The sequence below is a fragment of the Streptomyces iakyrus genome (assembly GCF_000717055.1).
GTDB lineage: Bacteria > Actinomycetota > Actinomycetes > Streptomycetales > Streptomycetaceae > Streptomyces > Streptomyces iakyrus.
This window is the reverse complement of record NZ_JNXI01000004.1, coordinates 330367-355542: the sequence shown is the minus strand read 5'-3', so window position 1 is coordinate 355542 and position 25176 is coordinate 330367. Positions and strand designations below refer to the sequence as shown.

The window sequence follows — 25176 nt, the reverse complement described above, 5'->3', positions numbered from 1 at the left end:
ACGTCCTCCACCAACTGACCACTCCCCCGGAGCCCCCGTGACCGACGTCCCGCCCTCCTTCGAGCTGCTGCCCGGCGACCGGCAGTCGCCTGTGATCCTCCATGTGCCGCACTCCGCGCGGGAGATACCCGCCGCCGTGCGGGCGGGAATCGTCCTGGACGACGAGGAGCTGGCACGGGAGCTGGACCACATCACGGACGCACACACGACGGAGATCGCCGAGGCGGCGGCCGGGCCGGCCGGCGTCACACCGTGGCGGTTCGTCAATCGGCTGTCGCGGCTGGTCGTCGATCCGGAGCGGTTTCCGGACGAGCGGGAGGAGATGCTCGCCGTCGGGATGGGAGCGGTCTACACGCGCACCACGCACGGCCGGGTGCTGCGGCCCGACGACGTCGACGCCACGCCCCTCGTCGAGCAGTACTTCGAGCCGTACGCGCGGGCGATGACGCGGGCGGTGGCGGACCGGCTGGAGGCCACCGGGCGGGCCGTGATCATCGACGTGCACTCCTACCCGAGCCGGAGGCTGCCGTACGAACTGCACGGGGAGGGGCCGCGCCCACCGGTCTGCCTCGGCACCGACTCCTTCCACACGCCTCCCGCGCTGCTCGACGCGGCCCGGGAGGCGTTCGGGGAGACGGAACTCGACACGCCGTTCGGCGGGACCTACGTCCCGTTGGAGTTCTACGGGAAGCGGCCCGAGGTGAGCGCGCTCATGGTGGAGATCCGCCGGGACACCTATATGACCGAGCCGGGCGGTTCCGCCGGGCCCGGCCTGGAGCGACTGGCCGCCGCACTGGCCGGGCTGGTCGACGCCGTGTCCCGCTGACCGGGCCCGCAGCGGGTGTCTAGGCCCGCAGCCACTCCGTCACCACCACGTCCCCGCCGGTGCGCAACCGCAGGGCGAACGGGCCGGACAGCGGCACGTCGCCCGTGAAGCGGCCCAGGTCGTCGGCGGTGAGCGGAAAGCCGGGCCGCGGTCCGCCGAGGATCTCGATGCGGGCCGGCTGCGGCGGCAGCACCTGGCCCATCAGCCCCTGCGCGGTCACCTCGACGTCGACGGTCACCTCTCCCGCCCGGAAGGTCAGCATCCGGGGCGTGTCGGTGACGCCCCGGACCGGGAGGGCGTCGACCAGTGAGTCGAAGGTCAGCTCGGCCACGCGCGCGTCGAGGTCGTGCAGCGCGTAGGCGTCGACGGCGATCTGCTGGAGCTCCGGCGGCACCGGGTCGAGGACGGCGGCGGCCTGCCGCAGTTCCTCCTCCAGCATCCCGGCGTCGAACTCCTCGTCGCCGAAGTCCCCTTCGCCGGACAGGTCGTCCTCGTACAGGTCGTGGTCGTACAGTCCGTCGTCGTACCTGTCGCCGTTCATGTCACTCATATCGCCCCCCGTGCCTGAAGCCGGGCCCGCAGACGCCGCAGACAGCGCTGGCGCAACGGCCCGATGCTGCCCACCGCGATTCCGAGCGCGGCGGACACGTCCTGGTAGCTGGGCGGCGGCGTGGCCATCAGCACGCGCAGCAACTGCCTGCACCGCTCGCCCAGTTCCTCGAACTCCTGCCACAGCCGCCGGACGCGTTCGCTCTGCGCGGCGGCCTCCTCCGAGTCGAGCAGCGACTGTTCCGGTGTGCCGTCCTCGCTGACCCGGTCCAGCAGCCGCGGATCGTCCGTCAGGGTCAGCCGCTGGGAGTTCCTGATGACCTTGAGACACTCGTGGCGGGCGGTGCTGGCCAGCCACGCGCCGGCCTTGCCGGGCTCGCGGATCCGCCCGAGGTGCTGGGCGAAGCGGAACCAGGCCGTCTGGTAGACCTCGTGGGCGTCGGCGTCGGAGAGCCGGTGGGCCCGGACGACGGACCAGACCAGCGGGCTCAGCCCTTCCACGAGCGCCTTCCAGGCCGCCGCGTCACCGTCGGCGGCTGCCCGGACGAGCGCGCCGGCATCAGTACGGTCCACGGCAGCCCCACCCCTCGAATACGGCACGTCATCGTACGCCGTGGAGGGGACGGCCCCGGCCCTCACAGTCCGGGGCCGAGGCGCACGACCGGGACCGGGCGCCAGGTGGGCGGACGCAGCGCCGGGACCTGCGCACCGCGCACCTCCGTGAACTCCGCGTCGGCGGCCAGCAGTTGCCGCCGGGCCGCACGCGGGTCGGTCTCCTTGTGCGCCGTCATGTGGGCGGCCACCAGGCCGGCGGTCACGGGGGTGGCGAAGGAGGTGCCGCTCCACTGCGCGTACCCCTCGAACATCACCTGGTCCGGCTTGGCGGCGTCGCCCTCGTCGCTCAGCACGCCGCTGTGGCGGGGGTGCTGGCAGGTGCAGCCGTAGGAGAAGCCGTAGCGGCAGGCGTCGTACGTGGAGTGCTGGTACACGTACGGGACGGGTGTTTCGAAGCCGGTGAGGGCGCTGGTGAGGCGCTCTCCCGGGGCGTAGACCTTCACCCAGGGGCCGTGGTTGGTGAAGCAGGCGCCGGACTCGCCGTCGCTGCGCAGGGCGCCGACCGACAGCACGGAGTCCTCCCAGCCGGGCAGATCGGCGTAGGCGGCGGGCCAGAAGGGCGCGGCACTGGCGTTGTTGCCGGCGGCGGCGACCAGCAGGGTGCGCTGCTCGCGCAGTTCCCGCATGAAGTTCTCGACGCCGAGCAGGCCGTCGGTGCGGCCGTTGGAGGTGCCGGCGGAGAGGCTGAGCACGTCGGGCCAGCCGCCCGCGTCGACGGCCTCGAAGAGCTTCTCGCCGAACTCGGACTCCAGGACGGCACCCGCGTCGTTGAGGCTGCCGCGCACGGTGATGTCGGTGTTGGGCGCGACGGCGGCGACGAGCCCCGCGATGAACGTGCCGTGGCCGACGTACTGCTGGAGGACGCCCCGGTCGTCGCACTCCTGGACCTGGGCGTCGCCGCCGGTGTGGGCGAGCAGGCCGCAGGAGCGGTAGTCGTGCATGAGGCCGGTGTCGACGACGAGGACGCCGACGGCGGTGTCCGGGTCGTGGGGCGTGCCGGCGGCGGCCGGGTTGGGCGGCTCGCTGAGCGGGGCGGGGACGGGTTCGTCGCCGGGGCAGGCGTTGACCGCGATGTGCACGACGTGGTTGCGGGCGACCATCCGGTGCCCGGCGCGGGACTCGTGCTCCCGGACGGAGCGCAGGGCGTGGGCGACGGCGCGGTCGGTGTCCCGGCCGCCCTCCCCGGGGTCGCCGACGCGGATGCGGGTGATGCCGCTGCGGTTGGTCTGCGGGCCCGCGCGGCGGATCTGCTCCTGGTCGAGGTCGGGTGCGGCCGTGAAGTGGGCCCGTACGGTGTCCTCGACGATCCGGGCCTCCTCGCCGTCCCGGACGAGGACCACGCCCTTCTCGTACATGAACTCCGCCGAGTCGTCCGGGCCCATCGCCAGGGGGACGTCCGGCATCGAGCGCTGGATCTGGTCGAACTGCTCGTGGAATCGCTGAGGTGCCATGCGGGTCCTCCCGTGGGTGCGACGGCGTCGGCCGGTTCCGCTGAGCGGTCGTCAACATGAGCCGCGCCGCCATCTCTTGATACAGCTCGACACCTGTGTCGTGCGCTCCGGGACCACTACCATCCGAGGAGTGACAGCGGGAAGCGACTCGGTTACGGAACTGCTGCCGATGGTGTTCGCCGACCCGGGCGAGGCTCTCGCGAGGGCCCGGGCGCTGCTCGACGCCGACCCCGCCCCGCCGGCCGCCTCGGTGGCCCACCAGGTGATCGGCATCTGGCAGCGGGACTTCGGCGATCTGCGGCTCGCACTGCACCACCTTCGGCGGGCCCGGGAGTGCGCGGCGCGCGCCGACTCGGCCGACCGGGAGGCGGACGTGCTGGCCACGCTGGGCGTGGCGCTGGTGCATGCGGGCCGCACCCGGGAGGGCCTGGCGGCGTTCGAGCGGGGTGTGGCGCGCGGCGGCGGGCACACCAGGGCGCGGGTGCTGTACCGGCGGGCGTACGTGTGGTGGGTGCTCGGCCACCATCGCGAGGCGCTGGAGGACGTGCGCCGGGCGGTGCCGGTGCTGCGGCAGGCGGAGGACGTGATCTGGACGGCGCGGACGCTGACCCTGCGGGCCACCGTGCATCTGGCGCTGGGGGCGGTGGAGCGGGCGGAGGCGGACTTCACCGCGGCGGAGGCGCTGTGGGACACCACCGGCCAGGAACACGACAAGGCCGACGCGGTGGAGAGCCGGGGCCTGGCCGCGTTCCGGTCGGGGGACGTGCCGGTGGCGCTGCGGCTGCTGGACGAGGCGGAGGAGCGCTACGCCCGGCTCGGCACGCCGACGTTCATGCTGAACATCCGGCGCTGTGAGGTGCTGATGGCTGCCGGTCTCGCGCCGGAGGCGCTGGCCGAGGCGGACGCGGCGATCGGGAAGCTGGACGGGATCGGCGGGCAGTCCACCCGCAAGGCTGAGCTGCTGCTGGCCGCCGCACGGGCCGCGCGACTGGCCGGCGACGCGCATACGGCGATCGCCCGCGCGGCCCTCGCGGTACGGCTGTTCGCCGGGCAGCGGCGCACCTGGTGGGAGACGCACGCCCGGCTGGTGCTGATCGAGGCGCGGCACGCGGCCGGGCGCGGCTCGGGGCGGCTGGTCGCCGACGCCGCCGCGGTGGCGGGGAAGCTGGCCTCCTTCGGCGCTCCGGCCGCGCCGGAGGCGTCGCTGCTCGCGGGCCGGATCGCGCTGGACCTGGGCTGGACGGCGGACGCGGAGCGGCACTTGGCCGTGGCCGCGCGCAGCCGGCGCAGCGGTCCGCCGCTGGCGCGGTTGACGGGCTGGGCGGCGCAGGCGCTGCGGGCGCAGGCCGCCGGGTCGGCCCGGGGCGTGCTGGAGGCCTGCCGACGGGGCCTGGACGTGCTGGACGACCACCGGATGACGCTGGGCGCCTCGGAGCTGCGGGCGCGTGCCACCGAACAGGGCGCGGAACTGGCGGCGTTGGCGCAGCGGGCCAGTCTGGTCTCCGGCGGGCCGCGGCGGCTGCTGGTGTGGAGCGAGCGCTGGCGGGCCACGGCGCTGTCCACCCCGCCGACGCGGCCGCCCGCCGACCCGGAACTGCTCAGCGGCATGACCGCCTTCCGCGAGATCGCTTCGCGTGCGGAGGCCGCCCGGATGGAGGGCCGGCCGGTCCCGGCGCTGGAGCGCGAACAGCGGCGCCTGGAGCGGGAGATCCGCTCCCGGACCCTGCACATTCGGGGAGAGGCACTCGGGGACGGGGCCCGGTTCGACGTCGGCCGGCTGCTGGAGCACCTGGGCGGCGAGGTGCTGCTGGTGGAACTCGCCGTGCTCGGCGGCCGGGTGCAGGTGCTGCTGTGCGGGCGGGGGCGGGTGCGCCGGTTCGAGGCCGGGCTGCTCGCCGAGGCGGAGAGCGAGGCCGAACACGTCCAGGCGGGGCTGCGGCGGCTGGCCCACCCCGGGGCGGAGGCCCGGCTCCCGGTGGTGGAGGCGGCGGGGCGGCGGCTGGAGGAACTGCTCCTCGGACCGGCCGCCGCGCACCTGGGCGGCGGTCCGGTGGTGATCGTGCCGCCGGGGCGGCTGCACCGGGTGCCGTGGGCGCTGCTCCCGTCGCTGCGGGAGCGGGTGCTCAGCGTGTCGCCGTCGGCGGGCAGCTGGCTGCGGGCGCGGGAGACCGCGCCGGCGCCGGACGGCTGCCACGTACTGGTGCGCGGCCCGGGCCTGGCGACCGGCGGTGCCGAGGTGCCCGAGCTGGCCGGCCGGTACGGCTGCGCGACGGTCCTTGAAGGGGACGGGGCGCGGGTGCCGCGGGTGCTGGAGGAGCTGGACGGGGCCGCGCTGGCGCACATCGCCGCGCACGGCACGTTCCGTGCGGACAGTCCGCTGTTCTCGTCGCTGCGGATGGCCGACGGGCCGATCGTCGTGCACGACTTCGAGCGGCTGGACCGCAGCCCCTACCGGATCATCCTGTCCTGCTGCGACACCGCCCGCCTCGCCTCGGTCGGCGCCGACGAACTGCTGGGCCTGGTCACGGCGTTGCTGCCGCTGGGCACGGCCGGGGTGGTGGCGTGCAGCGCCCCCGTCAACGACGCCGCGGTGGTGCCGCTGATGCTGGCGCTGCACAAGGGCCTCGACGCCGGCCTGTCCCTGGCGGAGGCGCTGCGCGACGCCCGGGCCGCCCAGCCGGACGACGCCCTGCACCAGGCCACGGGGTGGGCGTTCTCGGCGTTCGGGGCGGCCTGACCCGTCCCCTGTCCGGGTCAGGCCGCCGGTCCTGGGCGCCCGGGCTAGGCCGGCTGGGCTTGCGGCGCGTGGGCCGTCCACGGCAGGGCGCCGCGGTCACTCGCGCCGAGCCGGGCGTAGGCGCTGTACAGGTGGTTGCCGACGGTGCGGACCGACAGGGTGAGGCGTTCGGCGATCTGCCGGTTGGTCAGGCCGGCCGCGGCGAGGGTGACGATCTGCCGCTGGCGGGCGGTGAGTTCGCCGAGGACCAGCCCGGCCAGCGCGGGGGTGCGGGCACCCTGGCAGCGCCGGGCCAGGGCGACCGCCCGGGTGCGGGAGTGCCGGGCGGCGCGCGGGTCCCGGTGGGCGCGTACGGCCTGGGCATGTGCTTCGGCGGCGAACAGCAGGAAGCCGCGCCTTTCCAGTTCCCCGGCCACCGCGTCCAGCTCCGGGCCGTCGGCGCGGGTGAGGGCGTCGGCATGCCGGGCGAAGACGCCGCCGAGGCGGTCGACGGCCTGGTCGGGGGCGCCGAGGCGGACGGCGTCGTAGGGGTCGGTGAAGGCCTCCGGGCCGAGGTCGCCCGGGCTGTCCACCGTCGCCGATGCGCGGTGGAGTTCCGCGCGGCAGGAGGCGTGCGCGGGCTCGCTCCGCAGCCCTTCCCGGGCCCAGGCGGCGGCCTCCCGCACCTCCCCGCGCAGCCGCGCATAGCGGGCGCGCACGGCGGCGTACCCGCCCGGCAGGGGGCCGCCCTCGGCGACCTGCCACTCCCCCACCGGTTTGGCCGTCGCCCGTACGTCGGCCCGGTCGATGCGGCGGGTCAGGTCCGCGCACTCGGCGTCGAGGGCGGCGGCGTACTCCTCCGGTGCCCGGGCCAGCCGGCGGGCCCGCAGCCGGCCCGCCGCGGCCCGGAGCACCGGCCCGTACAGGGGGTGGGCGAGTCGGACGGCCCCGTGGTCGTCGACCTCGATCAGGCCGTCCGACTCCAGCGCTTCGAGAGCCCCGAGGTCCAGGTCGTCCAGGTCCGGGGGCAGGGGCTCGGCGAAGGCGAGGCGGTCGAGGGTCTCCCGTTCGAGGGGGCGGCTCCGGCCGAGGACGGGGGCGGTGCGTTCTCGTACGGCCGTGGTCAGCGGGACCGGGCCCCGCCACGCGCGTTCGCCGGTGTCCGGGACCGGGGTCAGCTGCCCGCGCACCGCGCCCAGCAGGTCGCGCAGCAGCCGCAGGTCGCCCCGGCTCAGGCGGCGCAGCCGGTTGAGGGTGAGCGCGTCGAGAGGGCCGGCGCCGGCCGTGAGCAGCCGGCCGGTCTCCTCCTCCGCCAGGGGCTCCAGCGCGAGGCGCGGCAGGAGTTCGCCGGTCCACAGCCGGGAGACCGCGCCGGGCACGGGAGCGCCGGCGGTGGCGACGACCAGCAGCCGGGTGCGCCCGTGCACGGCGAGCTGATGGACCAGGGCGGCGGAGGCGTCGTCGAGAAGGTGCGCGTCGTCCACCAGCAGCGTGCGGACACCGGACAGCAGTTGGACCGCGCGGTGCAGGGTGACCGACTCGGGGAGCAGATGCGCGAACGCCGCGAAGGGGATGGCCCGGCTCTCGGGCGTGCCGGCCGCCCGGGCGCAATCGGTGCCGCGGATCGCCTCGGTGACGAGACGGGTCTTCCCGCAGCCGGCCGGGCCCGTCACCACGATGCCGCGCCGCACGCCGGTCAACGACCGGCGGGCCAGTTCCAGTTCGTCCTCCCGCCCGGCGAACGGCCAGGGCAGCTCCAGCGTCGTCGCGTCCCGCTCGTAAGTCGTCACACAGACATGAGCGCGGCTACTCACTCTTGATACAGGGCGACTTGAGTAGCCCCCGACTCAGGCGCCGGGGGCGGGCCGCGGGGCAGGCTATGGCCCATGACCGCACGCTACTGCTCGCTGGCTCAGGCGCCGGCGCCCGCCTTCGCACCGGGGCTGGCGGCCGAGCGGCTGAGCGCGCTCGCGAGCGGGCGGCGGATGTGGGTCAACGGCACCGTCTTGCACTACTGGTTCTTCGACGGCGACTCCGACGCGTCCGTCATCCCCGTGCCGGGGAGGGGGATGACGCGGCGGGTGTCGTGGGCCGGCGCCGAGGAGCAGCGGGAGGTGGTGCGCGCGGCCTTCCGGGAGTGGCAGGACCTCGGCATCGGGATCACCTTCGCCGAGGTCGGCGACCGCTCGGAGGCCGAACTGCGCAGCGGGTTCCAGGCCGGCGACGGCTCCTGGTCGAGGGTGGGCCGGGAGGCGCTCCCGGCCGGCGGGCGGGAACGCACCATGAACTTCGGCTGGGACCTGACCGCGCCCGGGGAGAGCTGGGCGGCCCTGCACCAGATCGGCCACGCGCTCGGCCTGCTGCACGAGCACCAGAGCCCGTTCGCGGGCATCCACTGGGACGACGAGGCTGTGTACGCCGAACTGGCGGGCCCGCCCCACCACTGGAGCCGCGAGCGGACGCACTACAACATCCTGCGCAAGCTCGGCCCGGACGAGGCCGACGGTGTCTGGGACCCGCAGTCGGTCATGGGGTTCCCCTTCCCGCCGGGGCTGATCCTGGAGCCGGAGCAGTACCGCGGGGGTCTGCATCCGCCCGGCACGCTGTCCGCCGCCGACAAGGAGTCCGTGCTGCGCTGGTATCCGCCGGCGCATCCGCAGGGATCGCCCGCGCTGGTGCCGTTCCGCTCGGCGCCGCTCGGCACCGGACCCGGCGAGCAGGCGGACTTCGTGATCGACCCGCCGGAGACCCGCAGCTACACGCTGGCCGTCTTCGGCGACTGCGACGCCGTCATGGTGCTCTTCGAGGAGCGGGACTGGGAGCCCCGCTACCTCGCCGGCCGGGACGACGGGGGAACTCCGCACAACGCCACGATCGGCGCCCGGCTCGTCAAGGGCCGCCGCTACGTCGTCCGCGTACGCCTGTACTCCGCCTGGGGTTCCGGCGGGACGGCGGTGATGTGCTGGTGACGGCACGGATCCGCCGCGCGGGCACCTGAGCCACAGTCCGGCACCGGGGGAGCGGTCGAGGACGTCGCCCATGGGGGCGGGTGACGTCCTCGACCACGCCATGTGCGAGGCCGTGAAGCCCCTGCGAACGCAAACGGGTGAGTGGCAGGTGCCACTCACCCGTTTGCGTCAGCGTGCCCGCACGACGCTCAGGACTGCGGACGACTGCCGTGGTTCGCGCCGTTCTTGCGGCGGGCCTTCTTCTTGCGACGTCGCTTCGAGGACATCGGACCTCCTCTTTCCCGGCTTTCGGTCACATGACTACAGAGCCACTTTCCAGCCGACGCGAACGCAAACACACGCGCTGCGGATGCACACGGGTGGCCTATGTCACGGTCGATGATGTGCGACGTGCGACCGGCGACGAGTCCGTTCGCCCTTGCCCGGTCGGCGGGGGTAGATCGACGCCCTGACTCCCACAGGGCGCGCCGGACCAATCACTTCCGGACCGTTGACGCGGCCACCTGACTGCGTCTCATAATCGGGCAGCCACTGTCATCGATGACACAAGTCAACGATGACACCCTCGGGTGACGACGGGGCAGCCTTCGTCGGGCCGGGGTGCACTTCTCGGTCGTCGCGCAGGGTTCCTCCCCACCGCCGCGTCGACGGCCGTGGGACAAGGAGCCGCTATGAGCCGTATACGCGTATCCCGGCAGGCCCGCATGCGGGTGGCGTCGGTGGTGACCGCCTTCGTCCTGTCGGCGGCCCCGCTCACCCCGCAGGGCGCCGCACAGACATACACCGAGACCTACAGGCCCCAGTTCCACTTCACCCCGCAGAAGAACTGGATGAACGACCCCAACGGTCTCGTGTACTACAAGGGCGAGTACCACCTCTTCTACCAGTACAACCCGAACGGCAACTCCTGGGGCGCCATGTCCTGGGGGCACGCAGTGAGCAAGGACCTCGTGCACTGGGAGGAGTTGCCGCTCGCTCTGTCGCACGACGACGAGGAGATGGTGTTCTCCGGCGGCGCGGTGGTCGACTGGAACAACACGACCGGGTTCGGCACGAAGGAGAACCCGCCCATGGTGGCGATCTACACCAGTGCCTACAAGAACGGCGGCAAGCAGGCCCAGTCGCTCGCCTACAGCACCGACCGGGGCCGCACCTGGACCAAGTACCAGGGCAATCCCGTCATCGACATCGGCTCCAAGGACTTCCGCGACCCCAAGGTCCAGTGGTACGCGCCGACCAAGAGCTGGCTGATGACCGTGTCCCTGTCCGTCGAGCACAAGGTGCGGTTCTACTCGTCCAAGAACCTCAAGGACTGGGACCTGCAGAGCGAGTTCGGGCCCGCCGGTGCGACGGGCGGTGTGTGGGAGTGCCCCGACCTGTTCCCCCTCGCGGTCGACGGGGACCCGAAGAAGATCAAGTGGGTCCTGGTGGTCAACCTCAACCCCGGTGGCATCGCGGGTGGTTCGGCCGCCCAGTACTTCGTCGGAGACTTCGACGGCAAGAAGTTCACCCCTGACGACAAGGGCACCTACACACCGCCCACGGGCGATGTCGTGCAGGACTTCGAGGGCGACGGTTTCGGGGACTGGACGGCGACCGGGACCGCGTTCGGCCAGAGACCGGCAACCGGTACGCTGGACGGTCAGCAAGCCGTCTCGGGCTTCGACGGCAAGGGCCTCGCCAACAGCTTCCACGGCGGTGACGGCACCACCGGCTCCCTCACCTCCCCCTCCTTCACCGTGACCAGCCCCTACCTGAACTTCAAGATCGGTGGCGGGCGGCATCCGCACAAGGCCGGCACCGTCCTGGACGGCACCGCGCCCGAGGGCACGGTCCTCGCCGACTTCGAGGGCGGCGGCTACGGCGACTGGACGGCGACCGGGGACGCCTTCGGCACGGCACCGGCCAACGGCACCCTCCCCGGCCAGCAACACGTCTCCGGATACCTGGGCAGCGGCCTGGTCAACACCTTCCGGAGCGGCGACTCCACCACCGGCACCCTCACCTCGCCCGAGTTCACCGTCGACAAGAAGCACATCAACTTCCTCATCGGCGGCGGCAACCACCCGGCAGAAGGGGCCGGCCCCACCGCCGTCGAACTCCTCGTGGACGGCCGGGTCGTGCGCAGCGCCACGGGCAAGGACTCCGAGGCGCTCGACTGGGCCTCGTGGGACGTCGGCGACCTGGCCGGCAAGAAGGCGCGGATCAGGATCGTCGACGACAACACCGGCGGCTGGGGCCATGTCAACGCCGACCACATCGTCGTGTCCGACACCCCGGTCCAGCGCGCCTCCCAGGAGACGTCCGTCAACCTGATCGTCGACGGCAAGGTCGTCCGCAGCGTGACCGGCACCGACAGTGAGGCCCTGGACTGGGCGTCCTTCGACATGCGTCCATACATCGGCAAGGAGGCGCAGATCAGGATCGTCGACATGAACACCGGCGGCTGGGGCCACGTACTGGCCGACCGGTTCACCACCGCGGACAAGCCCGCCGAGTCCGTTCTGCAGCGCGCCGACTGGGCCGACTACGGCAAGGACTACTACGCGGCCGTGTCCTGGGAGGACGCGCCGGGCGGCAAGCGCTACATGATCGGCTGGATGAACAACTGGGACTACGGCCAGTCCGTCCCGACCTCACCGTGGCGCGGCGTGCAGAGCGTCCCGAGGGAGATGGCCCTGCGTACCGTCGACGGCCGGATCCGGCTGACCAGCAAGCCGGTGGGCCCTCTGGAGTCCCTCCGGCGGAAGAACCCTGCCACGGCGTCCGGCGTCACCGTCGAGAGCACCTCGAAGTCCCTGACCGGCCTCGGGGCCAAGGGCAAGGCGCTCGACATCGAGGCGACCTTCTCCCTCAAGGACGCGGACCGCTTCGGCCTGAAGGTACGCACCGGTGCGGGCGGCGAGGAGACCGTCATCGGCTACGACACCGCCGCCCAGGAGCTGTACGTCGACCGCAGCCGATCCGGCGCGGGGGACTTCAGCAGCACCTTCCCCGGCGTGCAGACCGCGCCCTTGAAGGCCGAGAACGGCAAGGTCAGGCTGCGGATCCTCGTCGACTGGTCGTCCGTGGAGGTCTTCGGCGGCCGCGGCGAGGCCGTGATCACCGACCAGATCTTCCCCGATCCCTCCAGCACCGGCGTCGAGGTGTTCGCCGAGGGAGGCACCGCCACCCTCGACGACCTCCGTGCCTGGCAGCTGAAGTCCATCTGGCGGTGATGAGCTGTCGGCGTACGAAGACTGGGAGGCGCCGCCGCGGGCGCCTCCCAGCCGGAGTCGAGGGCGAGGAAAGCGAAGGAACTCGAGTCCATTGAAAGTGAATGAGAAGGAAGCCCCTTCATGGCCTCGCCGTCGGCAACGCTAGCACTCAGGCCGGGATCAGGTCGCGCAGATTTTCGAGGGTGATGATCCGGGAGTCCGGGTGCAGGCCTTCGGGACGTTCGAGACCGATGTACGTCACGGGCTCCCCCGGGACCGGCCCGCCGTCCCACAGGGCCACGGCCGTGGTGTCGTGGGACATCAGGTCGATCAGATACCTCATCGTCAGCTGCTCGCGCTCCACGAGGGCACGCACCACCTTGGACACCGACACCTGGTTCTCCTCGACCCGGTTCGCCTCCGAGATGCCCTTCAGATACAGGTGCAGCCACTTCGCACGCCACGTGCCGTCGTCCCCGCGCCGGAAGACCAGAGGCAGTGCCACCCGGCCCACCCCACGCAGCTCCGACTTCATCCGCACCGTGCGCGGCTCGAACGGACGGCCCTTCTGCTCACCGTCGCGCAGCATGAACCCGAAGAACGACTCCTCGGCCTCCTCGAAGCTCTCGCCCGCGTAGATGTTGACCTGCGGAACGATGTACGTGCTGCGCACCCGGTCCAGGGACAGATCGATGAACTCCGAGGCCCCGTCGGGTGCCTCGGTGACATCGCCCGAGTGCTTGCCCCCGCCGGCCTTGAGCGACGTGTAGGAGAGCCAGGAGTCGGTGCTGTAGTCACGGTGCAGGAGCAGGGCCGACAGGTCGTAGTCGGTGCGGACCTCCGTCTGCTTCCAGTGCACGAAGAAGCGCAGCCGTGCGCCCTCGACCCGTGAGACCGAACCCCGCGGCAGAACGCCGAACCCGGCCGCGGTCGCCCTGCCGCTGAGCGGGAGCGCCACGTCGAGGACCTCGGGATCGAGCAGCAGCCGGCCCGGCGCCGGGAGCCGGCGGCGCATCTCCGCGTCGAGGGCGGCGATCAGACGATCGCGGTCCGCGGCCGGTACCGGAGGCCTGCTGTCTGCGGTCACCCAGGCCCGACCCCGGCGATTGACGAAGATGCGGGGTTCGTCGGTCTCCCGCTCCCGGTTGTGGAAGTGCTCGCGGACCGAGAGGACGACCCGGCCGGAGACCTCGGGAGCGACCTCCACCGCGGCGGCCACCACCGCGTCCCGCTCCTCCTGGCCGGCGGCGATGCGCAGCAGGAGGTCCAGGGCGCGGAACAGCTTGCCGGGAGCGGACTTCAACAGTTGCACCGCACCGGTGACGTCGTACTCGTCGAGCAGCTTCTCGGCGCGGCTGTCGAAGGACCGTGCCTCCTTCTCTCCCCGGGCCACGGCGAACACGTCGGCGGCGTGCGGCCAGCGCGGGTACTCGTGCGGATGGAGACGCTCGCCGAGGCGCTTGAAGGGCTCCCGGTGCGCGTGCACGTCGGCGAGCTTCGCCGGGTTCGCCGCCACCACCGCGTCGAGGCCCGCGAGCAGCCCCCGGCGGACCGGCCGCGGCAGCGTCCGGAACCGCGTCGGCTCCTGGAGCGTGACGTCGCCGCCCGACAGGGCACAGGCCAGACGCAGCACATCGGTGACGGTGTCCAGCAGGAGGTCGGCGCCGACGCCGAGGCGGGCCTCGTTGACGACCGCCCGGTTCTCGCGGACGGGGATCGACTCCGGCTGGGGGCCGGGCGCGCACCGCTCGGCGAGGATCCTGAGGTCGCGCAGGTGGTCATCGCCCAGGGGCGTCCTGCTGCCCGCCAACGCCAGGTAGAGGTCCGTGATTTCGGCGTCCAGGTCCCGCCCGAGGTGCAGGACGGTCACCCGGTCACCCGCCGAGGCGATCAGCTCGTCCTGTGCCGCGAGCATCTCCTCGTAGGTGTGCTGGTAGCGGCCGTACGTGGGGAGGCTGAGCAGGTTCAGCACCCCGTGCGTCAGCTGCGCCAGTACGTTCTCGCGAGAGGTGCCGTCCGCGAGCGCCTTCGTCACGCAGCACATCCAGAACTCTTCGGTGTCCGGCACGTTCGCCGGGAAGTCGATGAAGTAGGAGTTGTGCCGGACGTGGCCGCCCACCATCTCGCTCACGGTGGCCAGTGTTCGCCGGGCGGTGTGCACGACCGCGGCCTCGGACAGCCCTGACAGCCGCTCCAGCAGCTCGGCGGAGAGCTTGAAGCCCACGGCGGTCAGCGCCACGTCGAACTGCCGGGCGGCGGCGGCTCCTTCACCCGCGGATCCCTTGGGGAAGGGCAGGCGATGAGTGTGCCGGATGACCAGCGATTCGAAACTGTGCGCCATTCGGGGATGATCGCAGAGGTGCGCGAGGCGATGCACCGGAGTTTTTCGCACGACGCCCGTGGCCCGGCGTCTCCGGCGAGCGGGCATCGGGCGGCGCCCCTCAGGGGCGCGGGGCCAGTGGGTCGAGGAACGTCAGTACGGAGGCGTCCTCCTCGATCAGCCGAGTGAGGGCGGCGTTGAACGGAGGGCCGTACGGGGCGTTCAGATGTGCCTGGAAGGCGTCCTCGTCCCGGTACACCTCGAAGATCCAGTAGGCGCGGGGATGGGCCGCCTTGGTGTAGACGTCGAAGGCCAGGTTGCCTTCCTCCTCGCGCACCTTCAGGGCGTACTCCTGGATGAGGCGGGTGACCTCGTCCTCCGCTCCCTCGCGGGCGGTGAACTCGGCGAGCAGGGTCTTCGTCATGGTCTTTTCCGTCCTTGTCCGTGGGGTTCAGGGGGTGGGGTCGAGGTGCCGGACCGTGGAAGCGTCCGGCGTGAGCTTCGGCAGCTGGTCCCGCCAGGGCGGGTTGGGGCCGGCGACCGAGCAGGTCAGGGCTGCCACCTGCACGGCGAACAGGCAGGCCGCCTCGACGTCGGCGAGGCTCAAGTCCGTCAGCCTGCCGCCGAGGAGTCCGTGGGTGCCGAGGTGGTGCAGCAGGCCCGCCGTGAAGGAGTCCCCCGCACCGACCGTGTCGACGACCGGTGTCGCCACCGCCGGCACCTGCACGCGCTCCCCGTCGAGTGAGGCCAGGGCTCCTTCGGCGCCGCGCGTGATCACCACGAGCCGTGCCCCCGCAGCGTGCCAGGCGTCGCACGCCTGCTCGGGCGGTGTTCCGGGCAGGAGGAGATCCAGGTCGTCCTCGCTCAGCCGCAGCACGTCCGCGAGGGAGCACCAGTGCGCCAGCCGGGCGCGGTAGACCTCGGGGCGCACCAGGAGGGGACGGACGTTGGGGTCGATGCTGATGGTGGCCCTCGGGGCGGCCGCTGCCAGGAAGTCCTCCACCACCGCCCCTCCCGGTTCCCTGACCAGGGCCAGCGAACCGGTGTGCACGCAGGCGGTGTCGGCCATGTCCACCCCGGACAGTTCCGCTCTCGTCCACTGCCAGTCGGCGGTGGTCTGGGCGTGGAAGGAGAACGCGGCCTGGCCCTGGGCATCCAGTTCGGCGACGGCGAGCGTGCTGGGTTCGGCGGCCTCCACGGCGTGCGAGAGGTCCACGCCGGAAGCCGCGAGGTGGGCCCGGAAGAGGCGGCCGAACACGTCGCCGGACAGCCGCGCGAGGAAGCGGGCAGGGGTGCCCAGGCGGGCCAGGGCCACGGCCGTGTTGGCCGGCCCGCCGCCCGGCAGGACGCGCAGGGCGAGTTCGTTCGGGGCGGGTGCGGGCTCGGTGAACGCGTCGGCGACGCATTCTCCGAGGACGGTGATCCGGCTCATGGGCTGCTCTTCTCTGGGACGCGCGGAGCGGAAACGGGCATGACCCGGGCACGCCGGTGAACGGCTTCGGGGCGGGCGACCACCGAGGGACGTTGCCGATTTGTGACGGGTGCAAGGCATTGACGTTGCCGGTGAGCGGAGTCCATCATCCTCGCCAAGCAGTGTCAACGATGACATCGGTCATCGTTGACATCGCGGGACGGCAGGCCTAGCTGCCGACCACCCGCCCGACATCCCGCAGGAGTCGTCCATGTCACGCACCTCTCGTCTGCCCTCCTCACTGCTCCGAGCCGCTGCCTGCACGGGCGTCGCGGCGCTCGCCCTGACCGCCTGTGGTTCCGGATCGGGATCGGGCAGCACGAGCACCGGCTCGGGCGAGGTCAAGGTCGGCCTGATCACCAAGACGGACACCAACCCGTTCTTCGTCAAGATGAAGGAGGGCGCGGAGAAGACCGCGAAGGCCGAAGGCGTCAAGCTCATGACCGCGGCCGGCAAGTTCGACGGCGACAACGCCGGGCAGGTCACCGCGATCGAGAACATGGTCGCCGCCGGCGTGAAGGGCATCCTGATCACCCCGAGCGACTCCAAGGCGATCGTGCCCGCGCTCGAGAAGGCCAAGGCCAAGGGCGTCCTGGTCATCGCCCTGGACACCCCGACCGAGCCGGAGAGCGCGGTCGACGCCCTCTTCGCCACCGACAACCTCAAGGCCGGCGAGCTGATCGGCGAGTACGCCAAGGCCGCGATGAAGGGCAAGACCGCGAAGATAGCCGCCCTCGACCTGGCGCCGGGTGTGTCCGTCGGCATCCAGCGGCACAACGGTTTCCTCAAGGGCTTCGGCGCCACCGACAAGGACGTCGCCTGTGCCCAGGACACCGGCGGCGACCAGTCCAAGGGCCAGACGGCGATGGAGAACTGCCTCCAGAAGGAACCCGGCATCAACGTCGTCTACACCATCAACGAGCCGGCCGCGCTGGGCGCGTACACAGCGCTCAAGGCCAAGGGCCGGGAGAAGGACGTCCTGATCGTCTCCGTCGACGGCGGCTGCACCGGCACCCGGGCCGTGAAGGACGGCAAGATCGCCGCGACCTCGCAGCAGTACCCGCTGAAGATGGCCGCCGAGGGCGTCAAGGCCGTCGTGACGTTCGCCAAGGACGGCAAGAAGGCGTCGGGTTACACGGACACCGGGGTCACCCTGATCACCGACAAGGCGCAGGACGGGGTCGATTCCAAGGACACCGCCTACGGCCTGGACAACTGCTGGGGCTGAGCCGCCGGCTCCCCGCTGACACCGTTCGACACCCCTGGGCGAGGCGGCCGGCCCCTCCTCCCCGACCGGGGACGGCCGCCTCCTCGTCCTCCTGCCGCCCCAAAGGGACGGACAAGGACTTCTGTCTTCCGACAAGGACCTCGCATGACTGCCACGTCCACGCCACCCTCCACGTCCACGCCGTACTCCGACCTCAAAGCACCGACCACGGCCCGCAGACTGCTCACCCAGCCGACCACCGGCCCGCTGATCGCCCTCCTCCTGGCCTGTGTCTTCTTCTCCGTCTCCACCGACCAGTTCCTCACCGGCGGGAACTTCTCACTGATCGTCCAGCAGGTCATGGTCGTCGGCACGCTGGCCATCGGCCAGACGCTCATCATCCTCACCGCGGGCATCGACCTGTCCTGCGGAGCGGTGATGGCGTTCGGCAGCATCGTGATCGCGAAGATGGCCGCCGAGGGTTCCCTGCCGCCGCTCGCCGCGATCGCGCTGGGCCTGGTCGTCTGCGCCGGCTTCGGCCTGCTCAACGGGGCACTGGTGCAGAAGGTCCCGCTGCCGCCGTTCATCGTCACCCTGGGCATGCTCAACGTGGCGTTCGCGCTGACGCACATCTACTCCGAGGAGCAGACGGTCAGCAACCTGCCCGGCCCGCTGACGGCCCTCGGGCAGACCTTCCCGCTGGGCAAGACCGACATCACCTACGGCTCGCTGGTCACGATCGCCCTGTTCCTCCTCCTCGCCTACGCGCTGAGCAGCACCGGCTGGGGCCGGCACGTCTACGCGCTGGGCAACAGCCCGGAAGCGGCACGGCTGAACGGCATCCGCACCTCCCGGCTGACCATCGGCGTCTACACCGTGGCCGGTCTCCTCTACGGCATCGCCGCCCTGCTGCTCATCTCCCGCACCGGCGTGGGCGATCCACAGGCCGGTCAGACCGACAACCTCGACAGCATCACCGCCGTGGTGCTCGGCGGCACCAGCCTCTTCGGCGGACGGGGCTCGGTCCTGGGCACGTTCATCGGCGTCCTCATCGTCGGCGTGTTCCGCAACGGGCTTCAGCTGATGGGTGTCGCCTCCATCTACCAGACCCTGATCACCGGTGTCCTGGTGATCCTCGCGGTGACCGTCGACCAGATCTCCCGGAGGAGGGCCCGATGACCACGACCACCGCTGAGACCCCCGTGCTTCAGGCTCGCGGCCTCGTCAAGCGCTACGGCCAGGTCACCGCCATCGACGGCGCCGACTTCGACCTGATGCCCGGCGAGGTCCTCGCCGTCATCGGCGACAACGGCGCCGGTAAGACCAGCCTCATCAAGGCCCTCACCGGCGCGGTGGTGCCGGACGAGGGGGAGATTCGCCTCAACGGCGAACCGATCCAGTTCTCCGGCCCGCAGAGCGCACGCGCTCACGGCATCGAGACGGTGTACCAGGACCTCGCCGTGGCGGCGTCCATGGACATCGCCTCGAACATGTTCCTCGGACGTGAGCTGCGCCGCCCCGGTGTCCTCGGCAGTGCCTTCCGCATGCTCGACAAGAAGCGCATGCGCCAGGAGGCCGCCGAGCACATGGCCGATCTGAAGATCGGCCTGCGCTCGCTGACCCAGTCGGTCGAGACCCTCTCCGGCGGACAGCGCCAAGCCGTGGCGGTCGCCCGCGCGGTCGCCTGGGCGCGCAGCGTCGTCGTCATGGACGAACCCACGGCCGCCCTCGGCGTCAAGGAGTCCGGCCAAGTCCTGGACTTGATCCGCCGCGTCCGCGACAAGGGCATGCCGGTCGTCCTGATCAGCCACAACATGCCGCACGTCTTCGAGATCGCCGACCGGATCCACGTCCACCGGCTGGGCCGGCGCGCCGCTGTGATCAAGCCGTCCGACTACTCCATGGCGGAGGTCGTGGCCATCATGACCGGCGCGCTCACCGTCGACGAGGCTGGAGATACTGTCGTAGCGGATTCCGAGGCCGCGAAGGCCGCCGGAGTACAGGCCACCTGACAGCGCAACCCCGCTCTCGCATGTTCCGGCCGAGGCCGCGGCCCGGAACAGGGAGCAACCAGGAGACGGTTTCCTCCATGGCAGCGAGCCGCAGACCCACCTTGGCCGATGTCGCCCGAGAAGTGGGTGTCAGCGCCAAGACGGTGTCCCGAGTCCTCAACGAGGACGGGCCCGTCTCGGCCCGGACGCGGGAGCACGTCCTCGCCGCGGTGGCCGAGTTGGGCTTCCAGCCGAACCTCATGGCCCGCAACATCCGCGTCGGTGGTCCCGACACGACCGTAGGGCTGGTCATCCCCGACCTGGCCAACCCCTTCTTCGGAGCCGTGGCCCGCGGTATCGAGGACACGGTCCGCGGCCGCGGCCTGACGCTGCTCATGGGATCGTCCGCGGACGATCCCGAGCGTGAACGCGCCCTGACGGCCCAGTTCCTCGCCCGGCGCGTCAGCATCCTGATCGTCGTGCCGTCCGTCGGCGCCGACCACTCCGACCTCAAGTCGCACCGTACGGCGGGACTGCCCGTCGTCTTCCTCGACCGGCCGGGGGTCGGCCTGTCGACGGACAGCGTCGTCAGCTCCAACCGTGCGGGCGCCCAGGAGGGCGTCGCACACCTCATCGCCCACGGCCACCGCCGCATCGGCTTCGTCGGCGACCTGCCGGTCAGGCTGTACACCCGCCGCGAACGCCTCGCCGGATACCGTGCCGCGCTACAGGGAGCCGACATCCCCTACGACCGCTCGCTGGTCGTCAGCGCGCACGATCAGCAGGGGGCGGAGGCGGTGACGGCGCAACTCCTCGAACGGCCCGATGCCCCCACGGCCCTGTTCGCCGGGAACAACATCATGGCGCTCGGCATCGTCGCCGAGCTCGCCCGCAGCAAGCGCAAACACGTGGCTGTCGTGGCCTTCGACGACGTTTCTCTCGCCGAAGCGCTGGAACCGGCCCTCACGGTCGTCGCCCAAGCGCCCGAGGAGATCGGCCGCAGCGCCGCGACCACCGCGCTGGCCCGCCTCGACGGCGACCGCTCCCGGGCCCGCACGATCACCGTGCCCACTCGGCTGATCGTCCGTGGATCGGGGGAGCAACGCATCACAGGCGGCGGTCGCTGACGGACCGAAGCGCCTCCCGCCGACAGCTGTGGATGTGCGTGTCAGCAGGCTGATCTGCGAGTTCGGGTACTGTACGGCCGTGGGAGAACGGGCGACCATCGGCGATGTCGCGGCCCGGGCCGGGGTGGGGGTCGGCACGGTTTCGCGCGTCCTCAACGACAGCCGGAATGTCAGCGAGGACACCCGCGAGCGGGTGCTGCGGGTGATCCGGGACCTGGACTACCGGCCCAACCGGCGCGCTCGCGCGCTGTCCACGGGACGCACCCAGAGCATCGCCGTCATCGCGCCCTTCGCCACCGAGCCGTCGGTCGTCGAGCGGCTGCGTGGCATCTCGCACGAGCTGCACGGCAGCGACCACGACCTCACCCTGCTGGACGTGGCAACACCGGATCAGCGTGATCAGCAGTACCGGGCGGTGGCGGCCGGTGACCGCTTCGACGGGCTGCTGGCGATCTCGCTCGCTCCCACCGACGACGACGTGAAGCAGCTGGCACGTGCCGGTCTGCCCACGGTGCTGCTGGACTGTGAGCACCCGGAGCTGCCCCGTGTGGTGATCGACGACGTGCGCGGCGGCATGCTGGCGACCCGTCATCTGCTGCAACTCGGCCATCGTCGTATCGCGTTCATGGGCGATGTCGCCGACGATCGTTTCCGTTTCAGCGCGAGCGCCCGTCGGCGCGAGGGCTGCGAGCTGGCGCTGCGCGCGTACGGCCTGGCGCTGGAGGAGCCGTACGTCCAGCTCGGACCCCACGGCCGCGCGGTGGCGCACCGCCTCACCGACGAGCTGCTGGCCCTTCCGGAGCCCCCCAGCGCGATCGTCACCGCGTCCGACACCCGGGCGCTGGGGGTCATCGAAGCGGCGAACTCGGCGGGCGTGAGGGTCCCTCAGGAACTGTCCGTGATCGGCTTCGACGACCTCGACGTGGCGGCCTACGTAGGGCTGACCACGGTACGCCAGCCCCTGCGCACCAGCGGCGGGATCGCAGCCCGCCTGCTGCTGGAACGCATCGACGGGCTCGCCGGCGACCCCGTCGAGAAGATGCTGGAACTGGAGCTCGTGCCTCGGCGTACGACGGCCGCAGCGGGAGCCTGACCCGCGGTACGCCGACGTTGGATCCGTTTCCGTGATCTTCCATGTCGTCATTCCGACCGCTGCTCATAAGTGAATGTTTACCTCACAAGTTCACTGCTTTTCAGTGGAATTGAGGTACCGTCAGCGGTGGAACCGGTTCCACACCTTCCATTCGTTCCCTCTTCCCCCCAAGGGTGACGTATGTACAGAGCAAGACGAGTGGTGCTCCGGCTGGCGACGGGTCTGGCAGCCCTCGCGACCCTGAGCGGCGTCATCACTCCCGCTTCCGCCTCCCCCCACGACCCGTCCCGGACCGGGACACGGCAGTACACCGCCGACGACGACCACACAGCCGTCTGGTCCCGCGCGGACGCCCTGAAACTCCGGCAGGACAGGACCAACACCGCCCCGCGCGTGTCACCCGACTTCCCGGTGATGACCGACAAGGTGTGGGTGTGGGACACCTGGCCGCTCACCAAGCTCAACACCCGGACCGCCACCTACAAGGGCTGGCACGTCATCTTCTCGCTGACGGCCCCGCGGTCGGTGCCGTTCGGCGACCGGCACTGGTACGCGAAGATCGGCTACTTCTACTCGCGTGACGCCAAGAGCTGGAAGTACGGCGGCGACCTGTTCCCGTCCGGCACCTCGTTCGGCTCACGTGAGTGGGCCGGCTCGACGGCGCTCATCGGCGACAAGGTGCAGTCCTTCTACACCGCCTCCGGGCGCGACAACGGCGGGGTCGACCCCAGCGACGCTCTGCAGCGTCTGGCGCAGGCGACCGGCAAGATCCACGCGGACAAGAACCGCGTGTGGTTCTCCGGCTTCCGGGATCACCGCATCATCGCCGAGGCCGACGGCAAGCTGTACCAGACCCTCGAACAGTCGCAGCAAGGCCCGATCATCTACGCCTTCCGCGACCCGTTCGTCTTCCGCGACCCGCGGGACCGCAAGGTCCACCTGTTGTTCGAGGGCAACACGGGCGGTACCGCGGGCTCGTACGAGTGCACCAAACGTGACCTGGGTGACCTCCCGGCCGGCCACGAGGTGCCGGAGGACTCGAAGTACTACACGGGCAACATAGGGCTGGCCACGGCCACCGGCGACAGCATGGAGAACTGGAAGCTCCAGCCCCCGCTGCTCTCGGCCAACTGCGTGAACCAGCAGACCGAACGGCCGCACCTGGTCATCCGCGGCGGCAAGTACTACCTGTTCACCATCAGCCACAAGTTCACGTTCGCGCCGGGGCTGAGCGGCTGGGACGGCCTCTACGGGTTCGTCGGCCCGGGGCTGCGCAGCGACTACCGCCCGCTCAACGGCAGCGCGCTGGTCCTGGGCAACCCCGAGGACGCCCCGACACAGCAGTACTCGCACTACGTGATGCCCAACGGGCTGGTGGAGAGCTTCATCGACACGGTCCCGACGGCTGACGGCGGGACCCGCTTCGGCGGCACCCTCGCACGCACGCTCGTGCTGTCCCTGAAGGACGACAGGACGAGGCTGGCCGGTCAGTTGGACTACGGCTTCATTCCGTAGACCGGCCCGACCATGAACAGGGCCGGTTTCGGATACCTCCGAAACCGGCCCTGACCTGCAACTGTCTCCAGTCGGGACGACAGGATTTGAACCTGCGACCCCTTGACCCCCAGTCAAGTGCGCTACCAAGCTGCGCCACGTCCCGTTGCGTACCGCGCGGACGAACCGCGTGATCACGCAGGTCAACCCTACCGCATGGGGAGCCGTCCCCCGGTCCGTGCCGACAGCCGGTCCGGGCGCCGGGTCCAGCCCGCGAGACCCACCGTCGAGACGGCGACGGCGAGGACGGCCCACCAGGGGAGGCCCGCCTTGGTCGCGTGACCGGCGCAGGCCGCCACGGCCAGGAGTGCCGTGACAACCCCTCCGGGCAGTCCGGCCCATCGGGCGGGTCGTCGCCCCGTCTCCTCCACGTCCTGCTCCCCCTTCACCCACGCAGTCGCCTGCCCGGGGACACCTCAACTCCCGGGCATATGCCGCAAACAATACGCCAATCGGCGGGAACTCCCGACCAGGGCATAGAGGTTGAGACGGACAAAGGAGGTGTGGGGGCGCCGTTCCGGTCCGGTCCGCCCCGCGGTCGCAGGGCCGGGGACGACGGAGTGTCCGCCCGGCCCGCCCCGCGCCCCACACTCTGTCCAGGCCGCTCCCCCGTTCACCGGGGCTAAGGTCGCCGCATGACGCACAGCTTCGTAGTCCACATCCCCGACGCCGAGCTCGAACCCGAGCCCCTCGCGCCCGAGCAGATCGTCTCCGGAACGCCCGAGGTCACCGGCAAGGTCGTCTGGGAGTCGGAGGACGGCCGTCAGGTCCGGGGCGTCTGGCAGATCACGCCCGGCGTGGTCACCGACACCGAGGCCGACGAGCTGTTCGTCGTGATCAGCGGCTCGGCGACGATCGAGGTGGAGGGCGGGCCGACCCTCACGGTCGGGCCCGGCGACCTGGCCGTCCTGCGTGAGGGCGACCGTACGACGTGGACGGTCCACGAGACGCTGCGCAAGGCGTACGCGATCAACCTCTGAGCGAGGTGAGCGGTCAGGGCGCCGGGGCCGTCGACCCCCGGATCTCCAGGGTCGGCGTGGCCAGTTGAACCCGGCCAGCTCCGCCGGGCCCCTCGAAGCGCTCCAGGAGGCAGCGGGCGGCGCGGCGGCCGACCTCGTGGCTCGTGTTGTCGACCGTCGTGAGCCACACGTGCCGCAGCCGGGCGATGCTCGTGTTGTCGTAGCCGACGACGGACAGGTCGCGCGGGACCCGCAGCCCCAGTTCCTCGGCCGCCGAGAGCACGCCGATGGCGGCCATGTCGTTGACGGCGAAGACGGCCGTGGGCCGTTCGGGGCCGCTGAGCAGCCGGACGGTCGTGCGGTAGCCGCCCTCCTCGGTCATGTCGCCCGGTTCGACCACCGCCCGCTCCGCCAGGCCGTGCCGGAGCATGGTCGCCTCGAAGCTGCCGCGCCGCAGCTCGCCCACCGCGCCGTAGCCCGCGATGTGCGCGATGCGGCGGTGCCCGAGGCCGATCAGGTGCTCGGCGGCCAGCCGGGCGCCCCGCTCGTCGTCGCCCGCCACCACGTCCACGCCCGGCGGGGCCGGTTCGCGGGAGCCGGCCAGTACGACCGGAATCCGCTCGGCCACCGCGCCGAGGGCGGCCGGGTCGGGCAGCGTGCCGACCACGACCAGGCCGTCGACGCGCAGGTCCAGCAGCGGGTCGGCGGGGTCCTGGCCGGTGCGGCGGTTGAGACGGGCGTCGGCCAGCAGCATGTGCAGGCCATTGGCGTGCAGCAGGGAGTTCAGGCCGTCGAGGAGGTCGACGAACCAGGGGTTGCGCAGGTCGTTGAGGAGGACGCCGACCATGGGGGTCCCCCCTGGTCGAGCGAAGTCGAGAGCTTGGGGGAGGGTGCGCTGCTCGCTGAGGCTGCGGGCGGCGGCGTTGGGCCGGTAGCCCAGCTCCTGGGCGGCCCGGAGCACGGCGTCCCGCTTCTCGGGGCGTACCTGGTCGGAGCCGCGCAGCACCAGGGAGACCAGCGACTTGGAGACACCGGCCCGCTCGGCCACGTCCCGGATCGTCGGCTGTCTCATGGGATGGACCGTTCCATGCGGCGCCACGGCTTGTCAAAGGGTTGACAGCGTCGGCGAAC

General features: G+C 71.7%; 21 protein-coding genes and 1 tRNA gene. 11 read left to right on the top strand and 11 right to left on the bottom strand.

What is annotated here, in order from left to right:
- The first annotated feature begins 37 nt into the window (after positions 1-37).
- Positions 38-826, top strand: coding sequence for an N-formylglutamate amidohydrolase (locus OO68_RS09765; protein ID WP_033307811.1), 789 nt, complete (start codon positions 38-40; stop codon positions 824-826).
- A gap of 19 nt (positions 827-845) precedes the next feature.
- On the opposite strand, the gene OO68_RS09760 is transcribed toward OO68_RS09765, so the two are convergent.
- From OO68_RS09760 to OO68_RS09750, 3 genes are all read right to left on the bottom strand, one after another.
- On the bottom strand, positions 846-1376 hold the full coding sequence (locus OO68_RS09760) for a hypothetical protein (protein WP_245236938.1): 531 nt from the start codon (positions 1374-1376) through the stop codon (positions 846-848).
- Positions 1373-1948, bottom strand: a complete 576-nt coding sequence (locus OO68_RS09755) for an RNA polymerase sigma factor (RefSeq protein ID WP_033307810.1) — start codon at positions 1946-1948, stop codon at positions 1373-1375. Before OO68_RS09755 ends, OO68_RS09760 begins: the two co-directional genes overlap by 4 nt.
- 62 nt (positions 1949-2010) lie before the next feature.
- Entirely contained in the window at positions 2011-3441 is a 1431-nt protein-coding gene (locus OO68_RS09750) for a S8/S53 family peptidase (RefSeq protein WP_033307809.1), read from the bottom strand.
- Between the two features lie 169 nt (positions 3442-3610).
- Between OO68_RS09750 and OO68_RS09745 the strand changes: the two genes are divergently transcribed.
- Complete coding sequence (locus tag OO68_RS09745) at positions 3611-6178, top strand: CHAT domain-containing protein (RefSeq protein ID WP_033307808.1); 2568 nt, start codon at positions 3611-3613, stop codon at positions 6176-6178.
- A 44-nt stretch (positions 6179-6222) separates the two neighbouring features.
- Here the strand turns inward: OO68_RS09745 and OO68_RS09740 are convergent, their stop codons facing one another.
- Positions 6223-7947, bottom strand: a complete 1725-nt coding sequence (locus tag OO68_RS09740; RefSeq protein WP_033307807.1) for a LuxR family transcriptional regulator AbsR2 — start codon at positions 7945-7947, stop codon at positions 6223-6225.
- A 96-nt stretch (positions 7948-8043) separates the two neighbouring features.
- On the opposite strand from OO68_RS09740, the gene absR1 reads away from it, so the two are divergent.
- Positions 8044-9126, top strand: coding sequence for a beta-glucuronidase AbsR1 (absR1, locus tag OO68_RS09735; RefSeq protein WP_033307806.1), 1083 nt, complete (start codon positions 8044-8046; stop codon positions 9124-9126).
- Between the two features lie 188 nt (positions 9127-9314).
- Here absR1 and OO68_RS48690 read toward each other — a convergent pair whose 3' ends face one another.
- A complete protein-coding gene (locus tag OO68_RS48690; protein WP_370443954.1) occupies positions 9315-9392 on the bottom strand; it encodes a 50S ribosomal protein bL37 in 78 nt (25 codons plus the stop codon).
- A gap of 405 nt (positions 9393-9797) precedes the next feature.
- On the opposite strand from OO68_RS48690, the gene OO68_RS09730 reads away from it, so the two are divergent.
- Entirely contained in the window at positions 9798-12344 is a 2547-nt protein-coding gene (locus OO68_RS09730; RefSeq protein WP_051814558.1) for a glycoside hydrolase family 32 protein, read from the top strand.
- A 148-nt stretch (positions 12345-12492) separates the two neighbouring features.
- Here the strand turns inward: OO68_RS09730 and OO68_RS09725 are convergent, their stop codons facing one another.
- The 3 genes from OO68_RS09725 to OO68_RS09715 form a co-directional block, all read right to left on the bottom strand.
- Positions 12493-14664, bottom strand: coding sequence for a TerD family protein (locus OO68_RS09725; protein ID WP_033307805.1), 2172 nt, complete (start codon positions 14662-14664; stop codon positions 12493-12495).
- A 100-nt stretch (positions 14665-14764) separates the two neighbouring features.
- Entirely contained in the window at positions 14765-15067 is a 303-nt protein-coding gene (locus OO68_RS09720) for a putative quinol monooxygenase (RefSeq protein ID WP_033307804.1), read from the bottom strand.
- A 27-nt stretch (positions 15068-15094) separates the two neighbouring features.
- On the bottom strand, positions 15095-16075 hold the full coding sequence (locus OO68_RS09715; RefSeq protein WP_033307803.1) for a carbohydrate kinase family protein: 981 nt from the start codon (positions 16073-16075) through the stop codon (positions 15095-15097).
- A gap of 250 nt (positions 16076-16325) precedes the next feature.
- Here OO68_RS09715 and OO68_RS09710 point away from each other — a divergent pair, with 250 nt between their 5' ends.
- The 6 genes from OO68_RS09710 (at position 16326) to OO68_RS09685 (ending at position 23047) form a co-directional block, all read left to right on the top strand.
- On the top strand, positions 16326-17342 hold the full coding sequence (locus OO68_RS09710) for a sugar ABC transporter substrate-binding protein (RefSeq protein WP_033307802.1): 1017 nt from the start codon (positions 16326-16328) through the stop codon (positions 17340-17342).
- Positions 17343-17486: 144 nt separating this feature from the next.
- Positions 17487-18500, top strand: a complete 1014-nt coding sequence (locus OO68_RS09705; RefSeq protein WP_033307801.1) for an ABC transporter permease — start codon at positions 17487-17489, stop codon at positions 18498-18500.
- Positions 18497-19333 (top strand): ATP-binding cassette domain-containing protein, encoded by an 837-nt coding sequence (locus OO68_RS09700; RefSeq protein ID WP_033307800.1) that lies wholly within the window; start codon positions 18497-18499, stop codon positions 19331-19333. The genes OO68_RS09705 and OO68_RS09700 overlap by 4 nt, the downstream gene beginning before the upstream one ends.
- A 77-nt stretch (positions 19334-19410) precedes the next feature.
- Entirely contained in the window at positions 19411-20439 is a 1029-nt protein-coding gene (locus tag OO68_RS09695; protein ID WP_033307799.1) for a LacI family DNA-binding transcriptional regulator, read from the top strand.
- Positions 20440-20518: 79 nt separating this feature from the next.
- On the top strand, positions 20519-21532 hold the full coding sequence (locus tag OO68_RS09690; protein ID WP_245236937.1) for a LacI family DNA-binding transcriptional regulator: 1014 nt from the start codon (positions 20519-20521) through the stop codon (positions 21530-21532).
- A 180-nt stretch (positions 21533-21712) separates the two neighbouring features.
- Positions 21713-23047, top strand: a complete 1335-nt coding sequence (locus tag OO68_RS09685) for a glycoside hydrolase family 68 protein (RefSeq protein ID WP_051814557.1) — start codon at positions 21713-21715, stop codon at positions 23045-23047.
- Between the two features lie 71 nt (positions 23048-23118).
- On the opposite strand, the gene OO68_RS09680 is transcribed toward OO68_RS09685, so the two are convergent.
- Together OO68_RS09680 and OO68_RS46225 are read right to left on the bottom strand one after the other, a co-directional pair.
- Positions 23119-23192 (bottom strand) — tRNA-Pro (locus tag OO68_RS09680).
- A 43-nt stretch (positions 23193-23235) separates the two neighbouring features.
- The gene (locus OO68_RS46225; protein ID WP_157852698.1) at positions 23236-23457 is read right to left on the bottom strand and encodes a hypothetical protein; all 222 of its coding nucleotides are present in this window, start codon (positions 23455-23457) and stop codon (positions 23236-23238) included.
- A gap of 264 nt (positions 23458-23721) precedes the next feature.
- On the opposite strand from OO68_RS46225, the gene OO68_RS09675 reads away from it, so the two are divergent.
- Positions 23722-24066: a cupin domain-containing protein gene (locus tag OO68_RS09675; RefSeq protein WP_033307796.1), complete on the top strand. Its 345-nt coding sequence runs from the start codon at positions 23722-23724 to the stop codon at positions 24064-24066.
- Between the two features lie 13 nt (positions 24067-24079).
- On the opposite strand, the gene OO68_RS09670 is transcribed toward OO68_RS09675, so the two are convergent.
- Complete coding sequence (locus OO68_RS09670) at positions 24080-25117, bottom strand: LacI family DNA-binding transcriptional regulator (protein ID WP_033307795.1); 1038 nt, start codon at positions 25115-25117, stop codon at positions 24080-24082.
- Positions 25118-25176: the final 59 nt, after the last annotated feature.